Annotated in this window: 17 protein-coding genes and 1 other RNA gene; 11 read left to right on the top strand and 7 right to left on the bottom strand. The window is 58.8% G+C overall.

The window, feature by feature from the left end; all coding sequences use genetic code 11:
* Positions 1-4 precede the first annotated feature (4 nt).
* The gene (gene grpE / locus AB4O12_RS25310) at positions 5-571 is read right to left on the bottom strand and encodes a nucleotide exchange factor GrpE (RefSeq protein WP_258707586.1); all 567 of its coding nucleotides are present in this window, start codon (positions 569-571) and stop codon (positions 5-7) included.
* Between the two features lie 240 nt (positions 572-811).
* Here grpE and recN point away from each other — a divergent pair, with 240 nt between their 5' ends.
* Positions 812-2,485: a DNA repair protein RecN gene (gene recN, locus AB4O12_RS25305; RefSeq protein ID WP_256809570.1), complete on the top strand. Its 1,674-nt coding sequence runs from the start codon at positions 812-814 to the stop codon at positions 2,483-2,485.
* A 76-nt stretch (positions 2,486-2,561) separates the two neighbouring features.
* Here the strand turns inward: recN and fur are convergent, their stop codons facing one another.
* On the bottom strand, positions 2,562-2,966 hold the full coding sequence (fur, locus tag AB4O12_RS25300) for a ferric iron uptake transcriptional regulator (RefSeq protein ID WP_016771770.1): 405 nt from the start codon (positions 2,964-2,966) through the stop codon (positions 2,562-2,564).
* A gap of 97 nt (positions 2,967-3,063) precedes the next feature.
* On the opposite strand from fur, the gene AB4O12_RS25295 reads away from it, so the two are divergent.
* Positions 3,064-3,591: an outer membrane protein assembly factor BamE gene (locus AB4O12_RS25295; protein WP_016771771.1), complete on the top strand. Its 528-nt coding sequence runs from the start codon at positions 3,064-3,066 to the stop codon at positions 3,589-3,591.
* Positions 3,592-3,652: 61 nt separating this feature from the next.
* Here the strand turns inward: AB4O12_RS25295 and AB4O12_RS25290 are convergent, their stop codons facing one another.
* The 3 genes from AB4O12_RS25290 to AB4O12_RS25280 are packed head-to-tail and all read right to left on the bottom strand — an operon-like array spanning position 3,653 to position 5,805.
* Entirely contained in the window at positions 3,653-3,967 is a 315-nt protein-coding gene (locus AB4O12_RS25290) for an RnfH family protein (RefSeq protein ID WP_041477926.1), read from the bottom strand.
* Positions 3,960-4,394 (bottom strand): type II toxin-antitoxin system RatA family toxin, encoded by a 435-nt coding sequence (locus AB4O12_RS25285; RefSeq protein WP_016771773.1) that lies wholly within the window; start codon positions 4,392-4,394, stop codon positions 3,960-3,962. Before AB4O12_RS25285 ends, AB4O12_RS25290 begins: the two co-directional genes overlap by 8 nt.
* A gap of 7 nt (positions 4,395-4,401) precedes the next feature.
* Positions 4,402-5,805 (bottom strand): sodium-dependent transporter, encoded by a 1,404-nt coding sequence (locus tag AB4O12_RS25280; RefSeq protein WP_016771774.1) that lies wholly within the window; start codon positions 5,803-5,805, stop codon positions 4,402-4,404.
* 119 nt (positions 5,806-5,924) lie between these two features.
* Between AB4O12_RS25280 and smpB the strand changes: the two genes are divergently transcribed.
* Entirely contained in the window at positions 5,925-6,407 is a 483-nt protein-coding gene (smpB, locus tag AB4O12_RS25275) for an SsrA-binding protein SmpB (RefSeq protein ID WP_007953781.1), read from the top strand.
* A 117-nt stretch (positions 6,408-6,524) separates the two neighbouring features.
* On the opposite strand, the gene AB4O12_RS25270 is transcribed toward smpB, so the two are convergent.
* Complete coding sequence (locus tag AB4O12_RS25270) at positions 6,525-7,292, bottom strand: FCD domain-containing protein (protein WP_016771775.1); 768 nt, start codon at positions 7,290-7,292, stop codon at positions 6,525-6,527.
* A gap of 263 nt (positions 7,293-7,555) precedes the next feature.
* On the opposite strand from AB4O12_RS25270, the gene AB4O12_RS25265 reads away from it, so the two are divergent.
* From AB4O12_RS25265 to ssrA, 8 genes are all read left to right on the top strand, one after another.
* On the top strand, positions 7,556-9,250 hold the full coding sequence (locus tag AB4O12_RS25265; RefSeq protein WP_016771776.1) for a lactate permease LctP family transporter: 1,695 nt from the start codon (positions 7,556-7,558) through the stop codon (positions 9,248-9,250).
* Positions 9,251-9,410: 160 nt separating this feature from the next.
* Positions 9,411-10,235, top strand: a complete 825-nt coding sequence (locus AB4O12_RS25260) for a (Fe-S)-binding protein (RefSeq protein WP_041477925.1) — start codon at positions 9,411-9,413, stop codon at positions 10,233-10,235.
* A complete protein-coding gene (locus AB4O12_RS25255; protein ID WP_122750846.1) occupies positions 10,232-11,689 on the top strand; it encodes a LutB/LldF family L-lactate oxidation iron-sulfur protein in 1,458 nt (485 codons plus the stop codon). The genes AB4O12_RS25260 and AB4O12_RS25255 overlap by 4 nt, the downstream gene beginning before the upstream one ends.
* A complete protein-coding gene (locus AB4O12_RS25250) occupies positions 11,686-12,357 on the top strand; it encodes a LutC/YkgG family protein (protein ID WP_256809572.1) in 672 nt (223 codons plus the stop codon). The genes AB4O12_RS25255 and AB4O12_RS25250 overlap by 4 nt, the downstream gene beginning before the upstream one ends.
* Entirely contained in the window at positions 12,354-15,164 is a 2,811-nt protein-coding gene (locus AB4O12_RS25245) for an FAD-binding and (Fe-S)-binding domain-containing protein (RefSeq protein WP_460059914.1), read from the top strand. Before AB4O12_RS25250 ends, AB4O12_RS25245 begins: the two co-directional genes overlap by 4 nt.
* Before the next feature lie 112 nt (positions 15,165-15,276).
* The gene (locus AB4O12_RS25240; RefSeq protein ID WP_460059913.1) at positions 15,277-15,558 is read left to right on the top strand and encodes a hypothetical protein; all 282 of its coding nucleotides are present in this window, start codon (positions 15,277-15,279) and stop codon (positions 15,556-15,558) included.
* Positions 15,559-15,764: 206 nt separating this feature from the next.
* The gene (locus tag AB4O12_RS25235; protein WP_016771781.1) at positions 15,765-16,040 is read left to right on the top strand and encodes a hypothetical protein; all 276 of its coding nucleotides are present in this window, start codon (positions 15,765-15,767) and stop codon (positions 16,038-16,040) included.
* 95 nt (positions 16,041-16,135) lie between these two features.
* Positions 16,136-16,523, top strand: a transfer-messenger RNA (tmRNA) gene (gene ssrA / locus AB4O12_RS25230).
* 603 nt (positions 16,524-17,126) lie between these two features.
* Here the strand turns inward: ssrA and AB4O12_RS25225 are convergent.
* The gene (locus tag AB4O12_RS25225; protein WP_460059912.1) at positions 17,127-18,038 is read right to left on the bottom strand and encodes a restriction endonuclease; all 912 of its coding nucleotides are present in this window, start codon (positions 18,036-18,038) and stop codon (positions 17,127-17,129) included.
* Between the last annotated feature and the right edge of the window lie 123 nt (positions 18,039-18,161).

Genomic DNA, 18,161 nt, shown 5'->3' with positions numbered 1-18,161 from the left:
AATTTCAAGCCTGCTCGTCAATCGAAGGCGAAACCGGTGCCGGCGCCTTGCTGACCACGACCATCGCCGGGCGCAGCAGGCGACCATTGAGCTGGTAGCCCTTCTGGAAAACCTTCAACACGCTATTCGGCTCGACGTCGGCACTTTCCTGCATGGCCATCGCCTGATGGTGAACGGCGTTGAACGGTTCGCCATGCGGATCGATCGCTTCAAGCTGGTAGCGCTTGAGGGTGTCGTGGAACATTTTCAGGGTCAGCTCGATGCCTTCGCGCATCGGACGGATGCTTTCGTCGTCCGGGCTCGACAGCTCGAGGCCGCGCTCCAGGCTGTCGACGATCGGCAGCAGGTCGCTGGCAAATTTCTCAAGGGCAAACTTGTGCGCCTTCTCGACGTCCTGCTCGGCACGGCGGCGAACGTTCTGCAGATCGGCAGCAACACGCAGAGACTGATCCTGCGCGGCGGCCAATTGCTCTTCGAGCACTTGCACACGGGTCGCCAGGTCGTCACCCGAACCTTCGGGCACCTGATTGGCATCTGGGTTTTGCGTATCTACTGTCTGTTCGTCAGCCATAGAATTCTCCTTTCAATTTCGTCCGCGAGCCTGACTCGCGCTTCTGCCCCGATATATGGGGCCGCAAAATCAGGCTTCAAGGGCTGAAAACAATTGTCCCTACAAAAAAGTGCTGAATACTCATTCTTGAATGCGCTAAGAAAACTTTTCGATCAAGCAAATCGAGCTAAGGGCGGGCATTGTCAGGCCTGAACAAAACACTGTATAAATAACCAGACCTCAAGCCTGGGAGCTGCCTTTATGCTGGTGCACCTGTCCGTACACAACTACGCCATCGTTGAACATCTCGATCTCGAACTTGATCGCGGGATGAGCGTGATCACAGGGGAAACCGGCGCCGGCAAGTCGATCATGCTCGATGCCCTGGGCCTCACCCTGGGTGATCGCGCCGACAGCGGCGTGGTTCGCCCGGGCGCTGATAAAGCCGACATTCTCGCCACCTTCGATCTCGCTGATATCCCTGAAGCCAGCGCCTGGCTGGCCGAGCGCGATCTGGAAAACGACGGGCCTTGCATCCTGCGCCGGGTCATCACCTCGGAAGGTCGTTCGCGCGGTTATATCAACGGCACGCCCTGCCCGCTTGGCGACCTCAAAGCCCTCGGCGAGCTGCTGATCGATATCCACAGCCAGCATGAACATCAATCGCTGCTGAAAACTGATACTCATCGCCGCCTGCTTGACGAGTACGCCGGCGCCACCGACCTGGCGCGTCAGGTGCAGCTTGCCGCGCAACGCTGGCGTCAGACCCGCCAAGAACTGGAGCGGCTGTCCAACTCCGGCGACGAACAGCGCGCACGCCACCAACTGCTCAGCTATCAGCTCGAAGAACTGGAAAACCTCGGCCTCGGCGAAAATGAACTGGAGCAGCTGGAGCAGGAACACAAGAACCTGACCAACGCCGAAACCTTGCTGGGCATTTGCCGGCAAGTGGTCGAGCAATGCAGCGAAAGCGACTCCGGCAATGTGCTGAATGCGCTGACCGCCAGCCTCAATCGACTTTCCAGCGTGAACAGTTCGGTGGGGGCGCTGGGTGAAGCCAGCAGTCTGCTGACCAGTGCACAGATTCAGGTAGAAGAAGCAGTCGGCGAGCTCAATCGCTTCCTCGACAACTTCGATGCCGACCCGGCTCGTCTGCAATATCTCGAAGAGCGCCTCGACGCGATCTACACCTTGGCGCGCAAACACCGGATTCAACCGACCGAAGTCGGCGAGATGCAGCAAAAGCTGCTCGATGAAATCGAAACCCTCAACGCCAACGATGAATCCATCGAACGCCTGGGTGAAGAACTGGCGTCCTACGCCCGCCACTACCAAGAGAAAGCGCGCGAGCTGAGCGACCTTCGTCATCAAGCTGCCGGTAGCCTCGCCAGTGCAGTGGAGCAGGAAATCCAGCGCCTGGGCATGCCCGGCGGCCGCTTTATCATCGAACTGAAAGCCAACAGCAGCGACGAGTTGCTGCCGAACGGGCTGGAACAGGTCGAACTGCTGGTCAGTGCCAACCCCGGCCAACCGCTCAAGGCGCTGGCAAAAGTCGCCTCCGGTGGTGAGCTGTCGCGGATCAGTCTGGCGATTCAGGTCATTACCGCCCAGACCTCCCGCGTGCCGACGCTGGTGTTCGACGAAGTGGACGTAGGTATTGGCGGTCCGACTGCCGAGATTGTCGGCCAGTTACTGCGCCGTCTCGGTGATCGCGGCCAGGTCCTGACCGTGACGCACTTGCCGCAAGTGGCGGCGCAAGGGCATCAACATCTGTTCGTGCACAAGGTTCGCGACGAGAAGGCGACTCACACCGCTGTCGCGAAGCTGACAAAGAACGAGCGCATCGAAGAAGTCGCGCGCATGCTCGGCGGCATCGATCTGACCAAGGAATCCCTGGCTCACGCGAAAAAAATGGTGGTGACCGCCAAGGCGTAATAAATAGTAGAAAGCACGAAGGCGACCCTTGGGTCGCCTTCGTTCGTTTAGCGAATGTGAAATTCGCGCGACATGCTTACTTTTTCTTGCGTACGTACAGCACCAGGTTGTGATCAACCATCTCGAAGCCATGCTTCTCGACGATCGATTTCTGAAGTTTTTCGATTTCTTCGTCGAAGAATTCGATCACTTCACCCGATTCCACGTTGACCATATGGTCGTGGTGGCCACCGTCAGCCAGTTCGAAGACCGCGTGGCCGCCGTCGAAGTTGTGGCGGACCACGAGGCCGGCCGCTTCGAACTGGGTCAGTACACGGTAAACCGTGGCCAGACCAACGTCCTCACCAGCTTCCATCAACGCCTTGTAGACGTCCTCGGCACTCATGTGGCGCTGCTCGGTAGAGTCGAGCATTTGCAGGATCTTGACCCGTGGCAGGGTCACTTTGAGGCCGGCTTTGCGTAGTTCGCTATTTTCAACCATGGTCAGCTTTCTCGCGATGCTGCTTCGCAGCTTCTCTTAATGCGGGTATGATCGGCGTTTACGTTGTCCCAGCCAAGATAGTGGAAGTCGCCCACCGATGCAAAACACCAAGCTCTTGCTAACCAGTTTCACCTTTGTGGGACTGCTCGCACTCGCCGGTTGTTCATTCCCCGGGGTTTACAAAATCGACATCCAGCAGGGCAATGTCGTCACGCAGGACATGATAGACCAGTTACGCCCGGGAATGACCCGGCCGCAAGTACGGTTTATCATGGGCAACCCTCTGCTTGCCGACACGTTCCATGCCGATCGCTGGGATTATCTGTACAGCCTGCAACCGGGTGGCGGTGAACGCCAGCAGGAACGAATCAGCGTTATCTTCAACTCCAACGACCAGCTTGTCAGCCTGTCCGGTGACTTCATGCCCGGCGTGAGCCGTGATGAAGCCATTCTCGGCAAGGACAGCGGTACTACCGTGACCGCGCCTGCTGAAAACGCCGACAAGCCAGAAGCTGAAAAACCAGCCAAACCAGGCTCTTTGCTGGATCAGATCCAGAAGGACGTCGATGGCGTGGAAACCGTACCGGTTCCGACACCAGAGCCGCTGGACACCTCGCCGCAGTAATAGGCGAGGCAATAAAAAACCCGGACATTCCGGGTTTTTTATTGCCTGCCGTTTGGCCTGATCAAGAATTGCGTGCTTTGGCCTCGGCAGCCTTGGCCGCACGCAAACGTCGAACCTCTTTGGGATCAGCCAGCAGCGGTCGATATATTTCGATCCGGTCGCCCGCCTGAACAGGGCGAGAATCCGCGTCAGTCACGACCTTGCCAAAAATCCCCAGCGGGCACTGGGCCAGATTCAGCTCAGGAAACTCTGCCGCGATGCCCGATTCGTGCACCGCAGCCCGAACGCTAACGCCTTCAGCCACGCTGATCGCACGCATAACCTGGCGATCAACCGCTGCGTACACGACTTCTATCTCGATCACCGGCTCAACCATGCATCTGCTTGGCGCGCTGGCAGAAAGCATCCACCAACTGATTGGCCGCCTGATTGAACAATGGCCCCAGAGTTGCGCGCACCAGCGGCCCGGCATAATCGAACGACAGATCCAGACTGATCTTGCAGGCCTTCTCGTTCAGCGCCTTGAATACCCAGATGCCGTGCAACTGAGTGAACGGGCCTTCCTCAAGATTCATCTCGATCGACTGCCCCGGCACCAGCGTATTGCGCGTGACGAAATGCTGACTGAGGCCACCCTTCGCTACGCCGACACTGGCGCGCATGTGTTCTGGGGAGCTTTCCAGCACTTCAGCCTCCGAGCACCACGGCAGAAACTCCGGGTACCGCGCGACATCGTTGACCAGGTCGTAGAGAAATTGCGCCGGGTACGGCAGAAGCGCGGATCGTTGGATATGTGTCGTCATGTAAGCGTTACTTCCAGAGCTGAGCGGCAAAGACTACAAGAATGCCGATAGGCGCCACGTAGCGCATCAAGAACAGGGACAGAGCAAACAGAACCGGGTTACGGATGGACAATTCATCCCGCACCGCTTCACGCCCCATCACCCATCCCGCGAACAGCACGAAACACAAGCCACCGAGGGGCAACATGATCCGCGAGGTGAAGAAATCGATCACGCCGAAGAAGTCGAGACCGCTCTGCGCACCCCATTGATAGAGGCTGAACGCCCCGCCTTCGTTCACGAAAAACTTGGCTTCCTTCCAGATATTGAAAGAAAACACCGTGCCCAGACCAACGAACCAGCAGGTGAACGCCAGCCAGAACGTCACCCAGATGCGGCTGATTTTAGTGCGTTCAACCAGGTAAGCCACCATTGGCTCAAGCAGCGAAATCGCCGAACTCCACGCCGCCACCGCGACCAGCACAAAGAACACCACGCCCATCAACTGGCCGAAAAATACATTACCAAAAGCAAATGGCAGGCTGACGAACATCAGTCCCGGACCTTCGCTTGGGTTCAGGCCAGCAGCGAACACAATCGGAAACAGTGCCAGACCAGCGACCAGCGATACGAAAGTATCCAGCAGCGCGACACCGACCACCGTGCCCGACAACGAGGTGTTCTTTGGCATGTAGGCGCCGTAGATCATGATCGAACCGACGCCGACGCTCAGCGAGAAGAACGCGTGCCCCATCGCCGGCAGCAAACCGTCGAGGACTTTTTCCGGGTGGAAGTCGAACATGAAATGCACGCCTTCCATGAAATGCCCGGTGGTCATGCTGTAACCCAGCAGCACCAGAATCATCACGAACAGCAGCGGCATCATGATCCGCAGGCTGCGTTCAAGCCCGGCGACCACGCCTTTGGCGATCACGAAGGCCGACAGCAGCATGAAAATCGTGTGCCAAAGTGTCAGGCGCCATGGATTGGAGATGACATTGCCGAAATAGGCGCCGACCTGATCGGCCGTCGCGCCCTGGAAATCGCCACGCCCCATGTCGACGATGTAATCCAGCGACCAGCCGCCGACCACACTGTAGAAAGAAAGAATCAGCAGGGCCGTGATCATCCCGGCAAACGCGCCCCACGACCATTTCGCCGAGTGTCCGGCTTCCAGTGCCAGCACTTTCAAGGCGTTCGCCGGACTTTGCCGGGCGCGCCGGCCGATCAGGGTTTCCGCGAGCATGACCGGGACACCGATAAGCGCGATGCACGCCAGGAACATCAGCACAAAGGCACCGCCGCCGTAGACCCCGACCATGTAGGGGAACTTCCAGATACTACCCAGTCCCACGGCCGAACCGGTCGCGGCGAGTATGAATACCCAGCGGCTAGCCCAACTGCCGTGGACAGAAACCTTGTCTGTCGACATCGTTTATCACGCCCAAGCGTTAGAAAAAGAGGCCGCATTGTCCGGGATTCACTCAACCTGCTCAAGCGCGCAGCAACACCGTAGCCGACAGCCGAACAACTCCATATAATGCCGCCCCTATGGCTAAACAGAAGAAACACCCAACAGGGACCATCGCGCAGAACAAAAAGGCGCGACACGATTACTTCATCGAGCACAAGTTCGAGGCTGGTCTGGTCCTGGCCGGCTGGGAAGTAAAAAGTCTGCGGGCGAGCAAGTTGCAGCTGGTCGACAGCTATGTGCTGCTCAAGGACGGCGAAGCATGGTTGCTTGGCAGCCACATCACGCCGTTGATGACCGCGAGCACTCACGTCATCGCCGACCCGGTGCGCACGCGCAAACTGCTGCTCAACCGCCGCGAGTTGGACAAGCTCGCCGCCGCCGTGCAGCAGAAGGGTTATGCCTGCGTCTGCCTGTCCTGGTACTGGAGCAAGCACATGGTCAAGTGCGAGATCGCTCTGGGCAAGGGCAAGAAGGAATACGACAAGCGTGACACCGAGCGCGAGCGCGATGCCGGTCGTGAATTGCAGCGTGCGGTGCGCAACAAGGGCAAGGAAGACTGATCTTCCTCCTTTAGCGCCAATTCGCGAGCAGGCTCGCTCCCACCTTGGAATGCATTTCAAAGGTGGGAGCGAGCCTGCTCGCGAAAGCTATTTCAGCATCAACACCAACACACCTGATCACATCCCCTTGCGCCGCTCCGCCCGAGCCATGCGCTGCACCTCCTGACGCACCTCTTCCAGCACTTCCTGCACATACAGAATATGTCGGCTGGACACTTCCCTCGCCTGCTCGGCACGCCCTTCGATAATCGCCAGATACAATTCCCGGTGCTGCGAGATCAGCATGTCGCGAGTTTCCGTGCGCTGTTTGTACATGCCGCCAATGTTGGTCACGACGTTGCGCTTGAGCAGATCGAACAAACCACGAATGGTATGCAGCAACACCGCGTTGTGGCTGGCCTCGGCAATCGCCAGATGAAATTTCGCATCCGCCGCGCCCTCTTCCGCCCGGCTGACTTCTTCGTGACGCGAGTAGCAATCCTGCAGCTCTTCGAACGCAGCGGTCAGGCGCTCACGATCGACATCGGTGGCGCGCAATGCGGCGTAGTAGGCGCACGATGCCTCCAAGGTGTGCCGGAATTCGAGCAAATCACGTTGCGCTTCGGGATTGCTTTCAAGCAATTGCAGCAGCGGATCGCTGAACGTCGAACCCAGGCCCTCCACCACATAATTGCCGCCGCCCTGGCGACTGACCAGCAAGCCTTTGGCCGCGAGTTTCTGAATCGCCTCGCGCAACGACGGGCGTGATACGCCAAATTGTTCGGCCAGCGTGCGCTCGGCCGGCAGACGTTCGCCCGACTTCAGCGTGCCCTCGAGGATCATCCCCTCGAGGCGCTCGACAATATCGTCAGACAAACGGCGCTGACGTATCTGATCAAAGCCCATAACTCATTTCTCCACGATCCCGACCGCTCGCCGGGGTGTCTATTCTGGCCTATCCGCGCGCCGCCGACACCTGCCAGCCACCACTTCGCCAAAGCGGATCAGTTGCCCTCTGCACCGCATCTTCGACGAAAGTTTCAGAGCGGCAAATTGACACACCGACATCAAGGCTTTTACCCTAGCCAACAGCGCTTGTAAATTGGTCTTACCAATTATCCAAGATTGCTCACAGTGCCTGACCAACAACAATTAGGGGCCACCCCACCATGCAAACCTGGCAACAGCTCTACAGTCCGCTCGGCAGTCTTGGCGTCTCCGCTCTCGCGGCCGTCATTCCCATCGTGTTCTTCTTTCTCGCCTTGGCGGTGTTCCGTCTCAAAGGCCATGTGGCCGGCAGCATCACCCTCGCGCTTTCGATTGCCGTGGCGATTTTCGCCTTCCAGATGCCAGTGGACATGGCGTTCGCCGCCGCTGGTTATGGTTTCGCTTATGGTCTGTGGCCGATTGCCTGGATCATTGTCGCGGCAGTGTTCCTCTACAAGCTGACGGTGAAGAGCGGTCAGTTCGAGGTCATCCGCAGCTCAGTCCTGTCGATCACCGATGACCAACGCTTGCAGGTGTTGCTGATCGGTTTCTGCTTCGGCGCATTTCTGGAAGGTGCCGCCGGTTTCGGCGCGCCGGTAGCGATTACTGCCGCACTCCTTGTAGGCCTAGGCTTCAACCCGCTGTACGCCGCCGGCCTGTGTCTGATCGCCAACACCGCTCCGGTGGCGTTCGGCGCGCTGGGGATTCCGATCATCGTTGCAGGCCAGGTCACTGGCATCGACGCCTTCAAGATCGGCGCGATGACCGGTCGCCAGCTGCCACTGCTGTCGCTGTTCGTGCCGTTCTGGCTGGTGTTCATGATGGACGGCCTGCGCGGTGTGCGCGAAACCTGGCCGGCCGCGCTGGTGGCAGGTCTGAGTTTCGCCATCACCCAATACTTCACCTCCAATTTCATCGGCCCGGAACTGCCGGACATCACTTCGGCGCTGGCCAGCCTGATTTCCCTGACCCTGTTCCTCAAGGTCTGGCAACCGCGCCGTGCCGCCGGCCAGCACATCGTCGGCGCCGTGTCGGCTTCGGTGGTCAGCGCCAGCGTCGGCGGTTTCGGCCAGAAGCGCACCACCGTCGCGTCGCCCTACAGCCTCGGGGAAATTTTCAAGGCGTGGTCGCCGTTCCTGATCCTCACTGTGCTGGTGACGATCTGGACGCTGAAGCCTTTCAAAGCGATGTTCGCCGCCGGCGGTTCGATGTACAGCTGGGTGTTCAACTTCGCGATTCCGCACCTTGATCAACTGGTGATCAAGACTGCGCCAATCGTGGCCAACCCGACCGCCATTCCAGCGGTATTCAAACTCGACCCGATTTCCGCCACCGGCACGGCGATTTTCTTCTCCGCGCTGATTTCGATGCTGGTACTGAAGATCAATTTCAAAACTGGTCTGACCACTTTGAAAGAGACCTTCTACGAACTGCGCTGGCCAATCCTCTCGATCGGCATGGTGCTGGCGTTCGCCTTCGTCACCAACTACTCCGGTATGTCCTCGACCATGGCCCTGGTGCTGGCGGGTACTGGCGCGGCGTTCCCGTTCTTTTCGCCATTCCTCGGTTGGCTGGGCGTATTCCTCACCGGTTCGGATACTTCGTCGAACGCGCTGTTCAGTTCGTTGCAAGCGACCACTGCCCACCAGATCGGCGTCAACGACACCTTGCTGGTGGCGGCCAATACCAGCGGCGGCGTGACCGGCAAGATGATCTCGCCGCAATCGATCGCCGTGGCCTGCGCCGCGACCGGTCTGGTCGGCAAGGAATCGGATCTGTTCCGCTTCACCCTCAAGCACAGCCTATTCTTTGCAACGATTGTCGGTTTGATCACCTTGGCTCAGGCCTACTGGTTCACCGGCATGCTGGTGCACTAAACCTACAAGACGCCTACAAGAAAGACGGAAATAACCGACGCCGGCCCGTGATCCGGCGTCAGCAATTCACCACCGGGTCTGTAAGGCTGCTGAAAGCAATGCGCTTTATATTCGGCAGCCGCAGCAGACGGATAACCGGGCCTCCCCGGAGACACGCCTGATGAGCGAGCTTTTTTACAACGCTGTGCCGAACGCGACCCGCGTGGCACCGCCACTGCCCGAACCTCGGCAATACCCCAGCGAGAAACCGTCGCGGGTCTACCTGTTCGGCACGTGTGTGGTCGACCTGTTCTACCCCGAAGCCGGGATGGACGCGATCCATCTGCTGGAGCGCGAAGGGATCCGGGTCGAGTATCCGCAGGGGCAGAGCTGCTGCGGCCAACCGGCCTACACCTCGGGTTACACCGAGCAGGCGCGGACGGTAGCGCGCTCGCAACTGGCGTTGTTTGCCGGGGATTATCCGGTGGTGGTGCCCTCGGGTTCCTGCGCCGGCATGCTGCGCGAGCATTACGCCGACTTGTTCAAGGACGAGCCGGAAACGTTGAAACAGGTGCAGGCCCTTGCGGCTCGCACTTATGAACTGGCCGAGTTTCTGCTGTTCGTCTGCAAGGTGCAGCTCAAGGACAGCGGCGAACCGGTGAAAGTCGCGCTGCACACCTCGTGTTCGGCACGCCGCGAAATGAACACCCACCTGCACGGCCGCGAGTTGTTGGCGCAGTTGAGCAATGTGGAGCGGGTCAATCACGACCACGAAAGCGAATGCTGTGGCTTCGGTGGGACATTCAGCGTCCGTATGCCAGACATTTCCGGCGCGATGGTGGCTGACAAGACCCGTGCGTTGAAAGAATCCGGCGCACACAAGGTACTGAGTGCCGACTGCGGCTGTTTGATGAACATCAACGGCGCGCTGGAGAAACAGCAGGAGGCGTTACGCGGGCAACATCTGGCGAGCTTCCTCTGGCAGCGAACCGGAGGTGCACAATGAGCACCTCAACGATTATTCCTACGGTCGCCGTAGAAGAAGATTTCCGCACCCGGGCACACAATGCCTTGGGTGATCAGCAGCTGCGGAACAACTTCCGCACTGCCATGGATTCACTGATGACCAAGCGGGCAGCGGCTTTCAGCGATGCCCACGAAAGAGAACACTTGCGCGCACTGGGCAATTCGATCAAGGCCCGCGCGCTGTCCAAGTTGCCCGACCTGCTCGAGCAACTGGAACAGAACCTGACCCGCAACGGTGTGACAGTGCACTGGGCGGAAACGGTGGACGAGGCCAATGGCATCGTCCTGTCGATCATCCGCGCTCACGAGGCGCGGCAAGTGATCAAGGGCAAATCGATGGTCAGCGAAGAGATGGAGATGAACCATTTCCTCGAGGCTCGGGACATTGAATGTCTGGAGTCCGACATGGGGGAGTACATCGTCCAGCTCGACCACGAGAAGCCTTCACACATCATTATGCCGGCGATCCACAAGAATGCCGGTCAGGTCGCGTCCTTGTTCCACGACAAACTTGGCGTGGAATACACCAAGGACGTTGACCAACTCATTCAGATCGGTCGCAGGGTCCTGCGGCAGAAATTCTTCGAAGCCGACATCGGCGTCTCCGGCGTCAACTTCGCCGTGGCCGAAACCGGCACCCTGCTGCTGGTGGAAAACGAAGGCAACGGGCGCATGACCACCACCGTGCCGCCGGTGCATATCGCCGTGACCGGCATCGAAAAAGTCGTGGAAAACCTGCGCGACGTGGTGCCGCTGCTGTCACTGCTGACGCGCTCGGCGCTGGGCATTCCGATCACCACTTACGTCAACATGATCTCTGGCCCGCGCAAGGAACATGAACTCGACGGCCCGCAGGAAGTGCATCTGGTCCTGCTCGACAACGGTCGCAGCCAGGCCTTCGCCGACAGTGAATTGCGCCAGACCCTGAACTGCATCCGCTGCGGCGCCTGCATGAATCATTGCCCGGTGTATACCCGAGTGGGCGGCCACACTTATGGCGAGGTCTACCCGGGGCCGATCGGCAAAATCATCACCCCGCATATGGTCGGCCTGGCCAAGGTTCCGGACCACCCGAGCGCGTCCTCACTGTGCGGCGCCTGCGGTGAAGTCTGCCCGGTGAAAATTCCAATCCCGGCCATCCTGCGCCGTCTGCGCGAGGAAAACGTCAAAGCCCCGGACGCACCGAATCAGGTGATGCGCGGCCAGGGCAGCAAATATTCGCGCAAGGAGCGCTTCATCTGGAACGCCTGGGCCAGACTCAACAGCTCGCCGACGCTGTACCGCTTGTTCGCTTTTTTCGCCACGCGCCTGCGCGCCCTTACGCCGAGCAATATCGGCCCATGGACGCAAAACCACAGCGCGCCAAAACCGGCCGCGCGTTCGTTGCATGACATGGCCCGCGAGCATCTGGCCAAACAGGGAGAGCGTCGATGAGCGCCAAGCGAAATATCCTCGGCAAGCTGCGGAAAAGTCTGACCGGCACCACGCCAATTGCCGACAACTTCGATGTCGATCTGGTCACCCAGCCCTACACCTACAGCGCCGAGCAACGCATCCCGCAACTGCGCAAACTGATGGAGGCGGTGCACACCGAAATCCACCTGACCTCGGGCGCCGAGTGGCCGGCATTACTGGCGCAACTGCTGCGCGACCGCCAATTGCCGAGCCTGCTGATCGCACCGACCACACCGCACGGGCAACGCATCGCACAGCACTGGGCGAACAATCCAGAGCTGCCAGAACTGAAGTCCTACGACCGGCCGATGGAAGAGTGGAAAGCCGAACTGTTCAACGACACCCCGGCCAGCCTCACCGGCACCCTCGGTGCCATCGCCGCGACCGGCAGCCTGATCATCTGGCCAACCCGTGAAGAACCGCGCCTGATGAGCCTGGTGCCGCCTGTGCATTTCGCCCTGCTCAAGGCCAGCGAAATCCGCGACAACTTCTATCAGGTGCAAGAGGAATTCGAATGGGCGCAAGGCATGCCGACCAACGCGCTGCTGGTCTCCGGCCCGTCGAAAACCGCCGATATTGAACAGGTGCTGGCGTATGGCGCGCATGGCCCGAAAGATCTGGTCGTGCTGATTCTGGAGGATCAATGAGTCTTCCTGCTGCTTTCCTGCGTGATGCCGAGCAACTGATTCCAGCAGACCGGCGTTTCGACGATCCGCTGTCGACCCTAGCCTTCGGCACCGACGCCAGTTTCTATCGGCTGATCCCGAAACTGGTGATCCGCGTCGAGTCTGAAGACGAAGTCGTGGCGCTGCTGCAACTGGCCCAGCGCGACAAGGTGCCGGTGACCTTCCGCGCTGCCGGCACCAGCCTGTCCGGGCAGGCGATCAGCGACTCCGTGCTGATCGTGCTCGGGGATAACTGGAATGCCCGCGAGATTCGCGGCCAAGGCGCGCAGATCCGCCTGCAACCGGGGGTGATCGGCGCGCAGGCCAATGCCTGGCTGGCACCGTTCGGGCGCAAGATCGGCCCGGACCCGGCGTCGATCAATGCCTGCAAGATCGGCGGCATCGTCGCCAACAACGCCAGCGGCATGTGCTGTGGCACCGCGCAGAATACCTATCACACCTTGGCCGGAATTCGGCTGGTGCTGGCCGACGGCACGCGCCTCGACAGCGAAGACCCTGCCAGCGTCGCGGCATTTCGTTCAAGCCACGGCGAACTGCTCGAACAACTGGCGACATTGGGACGCGAGACCCGCGCCAATGCCGAACTGGCCGCGAGAATTCGCCACAAATACCGTCTGAAAAATACCACCGGCCTGTCGCTCAACGCCCTTGTGGATTTCGACGAGCCTGTGGATATCCTGAGCCACCTGCTGGTCGGCTCCGAGGGCACCCTCGGCTTTATCAGTGCGGTGACTTACGACACCGTCATCGATCACCCGAACAAGGCCTCGGCGCTGATCGTGTTCCCCGATGTCGAGACTTGCTGCAACGCGGTGACCGTGCTGAAAAGCCAACCGGTATCCGCCGTGGAACTGCTCGACCGACGCAGTCTGCGCTCGGTGCAGGATAAAAAAGGCATGCCCGCTTTCGTACAGCTGCTGTCGGAAAATGCCTGCGCGCTGCTCATCGAATCCCGCGCGGCTTCGTCAACATTGCTGCAGGAACAACTGGCGCAAATCATGGCGTCGCTGCGCGATTTCCCCGTAGAGAAGCAGGTCGACTTCACCGAAGATCCGGTGGAAAACGCCCGCCTCTGGGCCATCCGCAAAGACACCTTCCCCGCCGTCGGCGCCGTGCGCAAAACCGGCACCACAGTAATCATCGAAGACGTGACCTTCCCGGTCGAACAACTGGCCATCGGCGTCAATCGCCTGATCGAGCTGTTCGACAAACATGCCTACGACGAAGCGATCCTTTTCGGACACGCACTGGAAGGCAATCTGCACTTCGTCTTCACCCAAGGCTTCAACAGCCCGGAAGAAATCGCACGCTACCAAGCGTTCATGGACGACGTCGCGCAACTGGTTGCAGTGGAATTCGGCGGCTCGCTGAAAGCCGAACACGGCACCGGCCGCAACATGGCGCCGTTCGTGGAACTGGAATGGGGCAGCGACGCCTATCAACTGATGTGGCAGCTCAAACGCCTGCTCGACCCCAACGGCATTCTCAATCCGGACGTGGTGCTCAGCGAAGATCCGCAGATCCACCTCAAGCACCTGAAACCGCTGCCAGCGGCGGACGAGATTGTGGACAAGTGCATCGAGTGCGGTTTCTGCGAACCGGTCTGCCCCTCGAAAGGCCTGACCCTTAGCCCGCGCCAGCGCATCGTCATCTGGCGCGATATCCAGGCGAAAAAGCGCGCCGGCGTCGACACCACCGACCTGGAAAAAGCCTTCGACTATCAAGGCATCGACACCTGCGCCGCCACCGGCCTGTGCGCGCAACGCTGCCCTGTAGGCATCAACACCGGCGAGCTGGTGAAAAAGCTCCGTGGCCGACACGCCACGCATCATAAAACCGCTGACTGGATCGAAGGAAATTTCGCCAAGACCCTACAAGGCGCGCGCTTCACCCTGCACGTCGCCAACGGTGCGCGAATGATGCTCGGCGCACCGCGTCTGGCGAAGTTGTCGGCGACGCTGACGCGCTTGTCCAAAGGCCAGGTGCCGTTGTGGACCAACGCCATGCCACAGCCGGAAAAAGCCATTCGCTTCAGCCCGAGCGTGGCCGACGAGCGCCCGCGCGTGGTTTATCTGGCAGCTTGCGTGTCGCGGGTCATGGGCCCGGCGGCGGGTGACAAAGAGCAGATGTCGCTGTACGACAAAACCCGTGGCCTGCTGGAAAAGGCCGGTTACCAGGTAGTCTTTCCCGATGATCAGGACAACCTCTGCTGCGGCCAGCCGTTCGCCTCCAAAGGCTACGCCGAACAGGCCGAGCACAAACGTCAGGAGCTGATCAGCGCCCTGCTCCACGCCAGTCGCGGCGGCCTCGACCCGATCTATTGCGACACCAGCCCGTGTACGTTGCGCCTGGTTCAGGACATCGGCGAAACGCGACTGGATCTGTACGATCCGGTGCGCTTCATCCGTACGCATTTGCTGGATCGCTTGGACTTCACACCCCAGGAAGCGCCGATTGCCGTGCACGTGACCTGCAGCACTCAGCACTTGGGCGAAAGCCAGGCGCTGATCGATCTGGCGCGCAAATGCAGCAACACCGTGGTGATTCCCGAAGGCATACATTGCTGCGGATTTGCCGGCGACAAAGGCTTCACCACACCGGAGCTGAACAGCCATTCGCTGCGTACGCTCAAGGACGCCGTGCAGCACTGCAGCGAGGGCATTTCCACCAGCCGCACCTGCGAAATCGGCCTGACCCAGCACGGTGGCATCGACTACCACGGGCTGGTTTATCTGGTGGATCGGGTGACACGGGCGAAAGCCTGCTGAGGAAAAAATCAGAACCCTTGAGCGAGGCGGTAGTCCACTGCACATGCCCCGGACGATTCGGGGCCTGTTCAACGGTCAGCGAAGTCTGAACCCTCAGTTCAAGGAGATACACATGAACCGCTCTGTAATGTTAGGTCTGTTTGTCACTGCCTCGATGATGGCGTCCACTTCGTTCGCCGCTGAAAAACCTGGCGATTTATGCGATGCCAATCTGCAGAGAATCGATAGCGCAAAATCCCAATACCTGACGTCGACAGACCTGAATGCGCGCGTATCGGCCAGTGTCAACAAAGCCCGCAAACTCAAGGAACAAGGCAGGATTGATGACTGTGTCGCTGAGACCCAGCAAACCCTGCTGGACATTCAAAACGCTACCGGTGACACCAAAAAATGATTCATGCGCCGACCTTTTACAGGTCGGCTGCATCGGCACCTGGCCGACCGATCTGGCCTTTTGACACTCGTTGCAAATAAAACCGAATTCCTGCGCAGCGAAGCGGTCAACCAGACAGGTCCTATACTGACCTCGCTTGTCTTGACCTCGGCATCGCGGCCAGACCGTCCGGCAGCACCGAGCCCCCATCGTTCAAGGAGATACCCATGAAGCATTCTGCAATTGCTGGATTGTTTATCACTGGTGCACTTCTGGCCTCGCCGGTGTTCGCGGCGGACAAAGACCTCTGCGCCGGGAATCTTCAAAGCATCAAAGATTTCGTCACCAGCCAGCCGTCCCTTCCTGAAAGCTCCATGAATAACATCAAGGAAGCACAGGAAAAAGCCACTGCGGCCCAGGCGTCCGGCAACGACAAGGAATGCATCGAGGTTACCAACGGCATCATCAGCAAGATGCAGATCCGTAACCCGACGCGTAACTGATGTCCCGCAGGCCAACCTTCGGGTTGGCCTGCCAAGCGTTTTGACGTACACTGTGCACGCTTGTTGCCCGAACAGATTCACCGGGCAATGAGTTCGGGGCCGTTTAGGATTCGACGCCGGTTGCGAAACTCTAGGTGCATGCCGACTTGGTAACAGAAGTCGTAAATCCACTGTTGCAACTACTTATAGTTGCCAATGACGACCAATACGGTGTTGCTCTCGCTGCTTAATTGCAGCTGACAATGCTCCTGGTACCTTCGGGTCCAGCAATCATCAGGGGATGTCTGTAAACCCGAAATGATTGTCATATAGAACAGAATCGCCGTGCAGTACGTTGTGGACGAAGCGGCTAAAACTTACACAACTCGCCCAAAGCACCCTGCCCGTCGGGTCGCTGAGGGTTAACTTAATAGACACGGCTACGCATGTAGTACCGACAGCGGAGTACTGGCGGACGGGGGTTCAAATCCCCCGGCTCCACCAACTCGATGAAGAAGACGCCTTAGGGCGTCTTTTTTTGTGGCTGGGATTCGGTGCAATCAAGGACTTCAGTTCCGGTAGCCAATCCGCCCACCAGCCCCAGACGGTCAAGCAAACAACAGTCGATAAGACTCAGCGGTGATAATAACGACCAAGCCTGAGCCAAGGAAAAATGACTCGATGGGACGGGGTTCTAGCTAGCGCGAGAGCTCAATACCTCGAATGACCGTGTTAGCCTTAACCCAACTTTGCCGCAACAACCTGATGGGTAGTCTCGCCATGATTAACGAACACCCGCATGCACACGACCTCGGCTTTTCAGAGATGATGAGAATCAAAAGGCTCTCACGTAACCGGCAGGTGGAGGCTGTCTATGCCGCTAGCCCACAAGCGCTAGACTTAGCATCTGAAAGTGCCAAAGCAATCCTTCGTGGAAAGACTGGCTCAATCGCCCGTACCAAACGATTTACTGACATGAGCGATTGTTGAACGTCGGCAAGCCTTCGCTATCAATTGGGATAGGAGCTGTAGCAGGCCACGTTAAGCAGGGCCCTAGCCTTGAAAAATGTCCCGCACGTTGACTGCCCCTGCCAGCGACGTTGCAAGTCATTCGCCCGCGAAGTAGTCACTGTCGAGTTGCTTCACTTCGTAAACTTGCTTGATGCTCACGCCCAGGTTGTTCTCTACCATCAGGCGCGCCAGTTCAACACCGTCGATCAATACCACTTTGATATCCAGCCCGAGCGCTGCTGTGCGAGCCCCTTCAGAAAAGTCCGAGGTGGTAATAAACACGCCCTTGCGCGCGCGCTGTCGAGTGAGTGCGCCGATAAACTTGTCGATTTCGGGGCGATGAACAGTGTTGGCCCAGCGCTTGGCCTGCAGATAAATCACATCAAGGCCTAGCTTGTCTTCTTTGATGATGCCGTCAATGCCGTCATCATTGGTCGCTTGGGTCGCCTTACCAGCCTCTTTACGCGAGCCGCCATATCCCATGGCGATCATGAGATCGACGACCAACTGTTCAAAGAAGCTAGGGCTGGCCAGCCTAACTTGCGTCAGCAGCTCATCTGCCAAAGACTGCACCAGTGCCTGATGCGCCTCTGCTAGTTGCTCGTCTGGAGTGGTTTCGGCCGTACCAACGTTCAGCACAGCGGGGACATCATCTACTTGCGCTTTGGCAGTATGGAATTCTGCGAATTCGGGATACTGCTTCAGCCAACTAACCGTGATGCGCTGCGGGCCATTGGCCAAGGCGTCAAGGCCTCGCGGAGTAATTTGCACCATGCCCTTGGTCGGAATGCAAAGCAGCCCAGCTTTATTCAAATAGGTACGAGCCCAGCCCACTCGATTGTTGATCACCGTCTGATAACCGGAAGGCAGGCGCTCCTTGCGTTCGTCCTCGGTCAACTGAAACTGATCGGCTACACGCTCGCGCAACTCATTTAGCGGCAGCGTCGCACCGTTCTGTACAGTGCTCAACACGGGGCGCATCACACTTTGAAAATCCGGAATAGCCACTGTTGCTCCTTAATTTACCGCCTGCTTCAGACACCGCCGTACGAGTCTCATCGAGGGTAGCTGCCGTTTCGAGCATCTAGCGCAAACGCTCGGTTCTTCAGAAAAAAGGTGACAGCTTTATTT

It is taken from the genome of Pseudomonas sp. S2_A05 (assembly GCF_054668485.1).
This window is presented reverse-complemented; position numbering and strand designations above follow the sequence as displayed.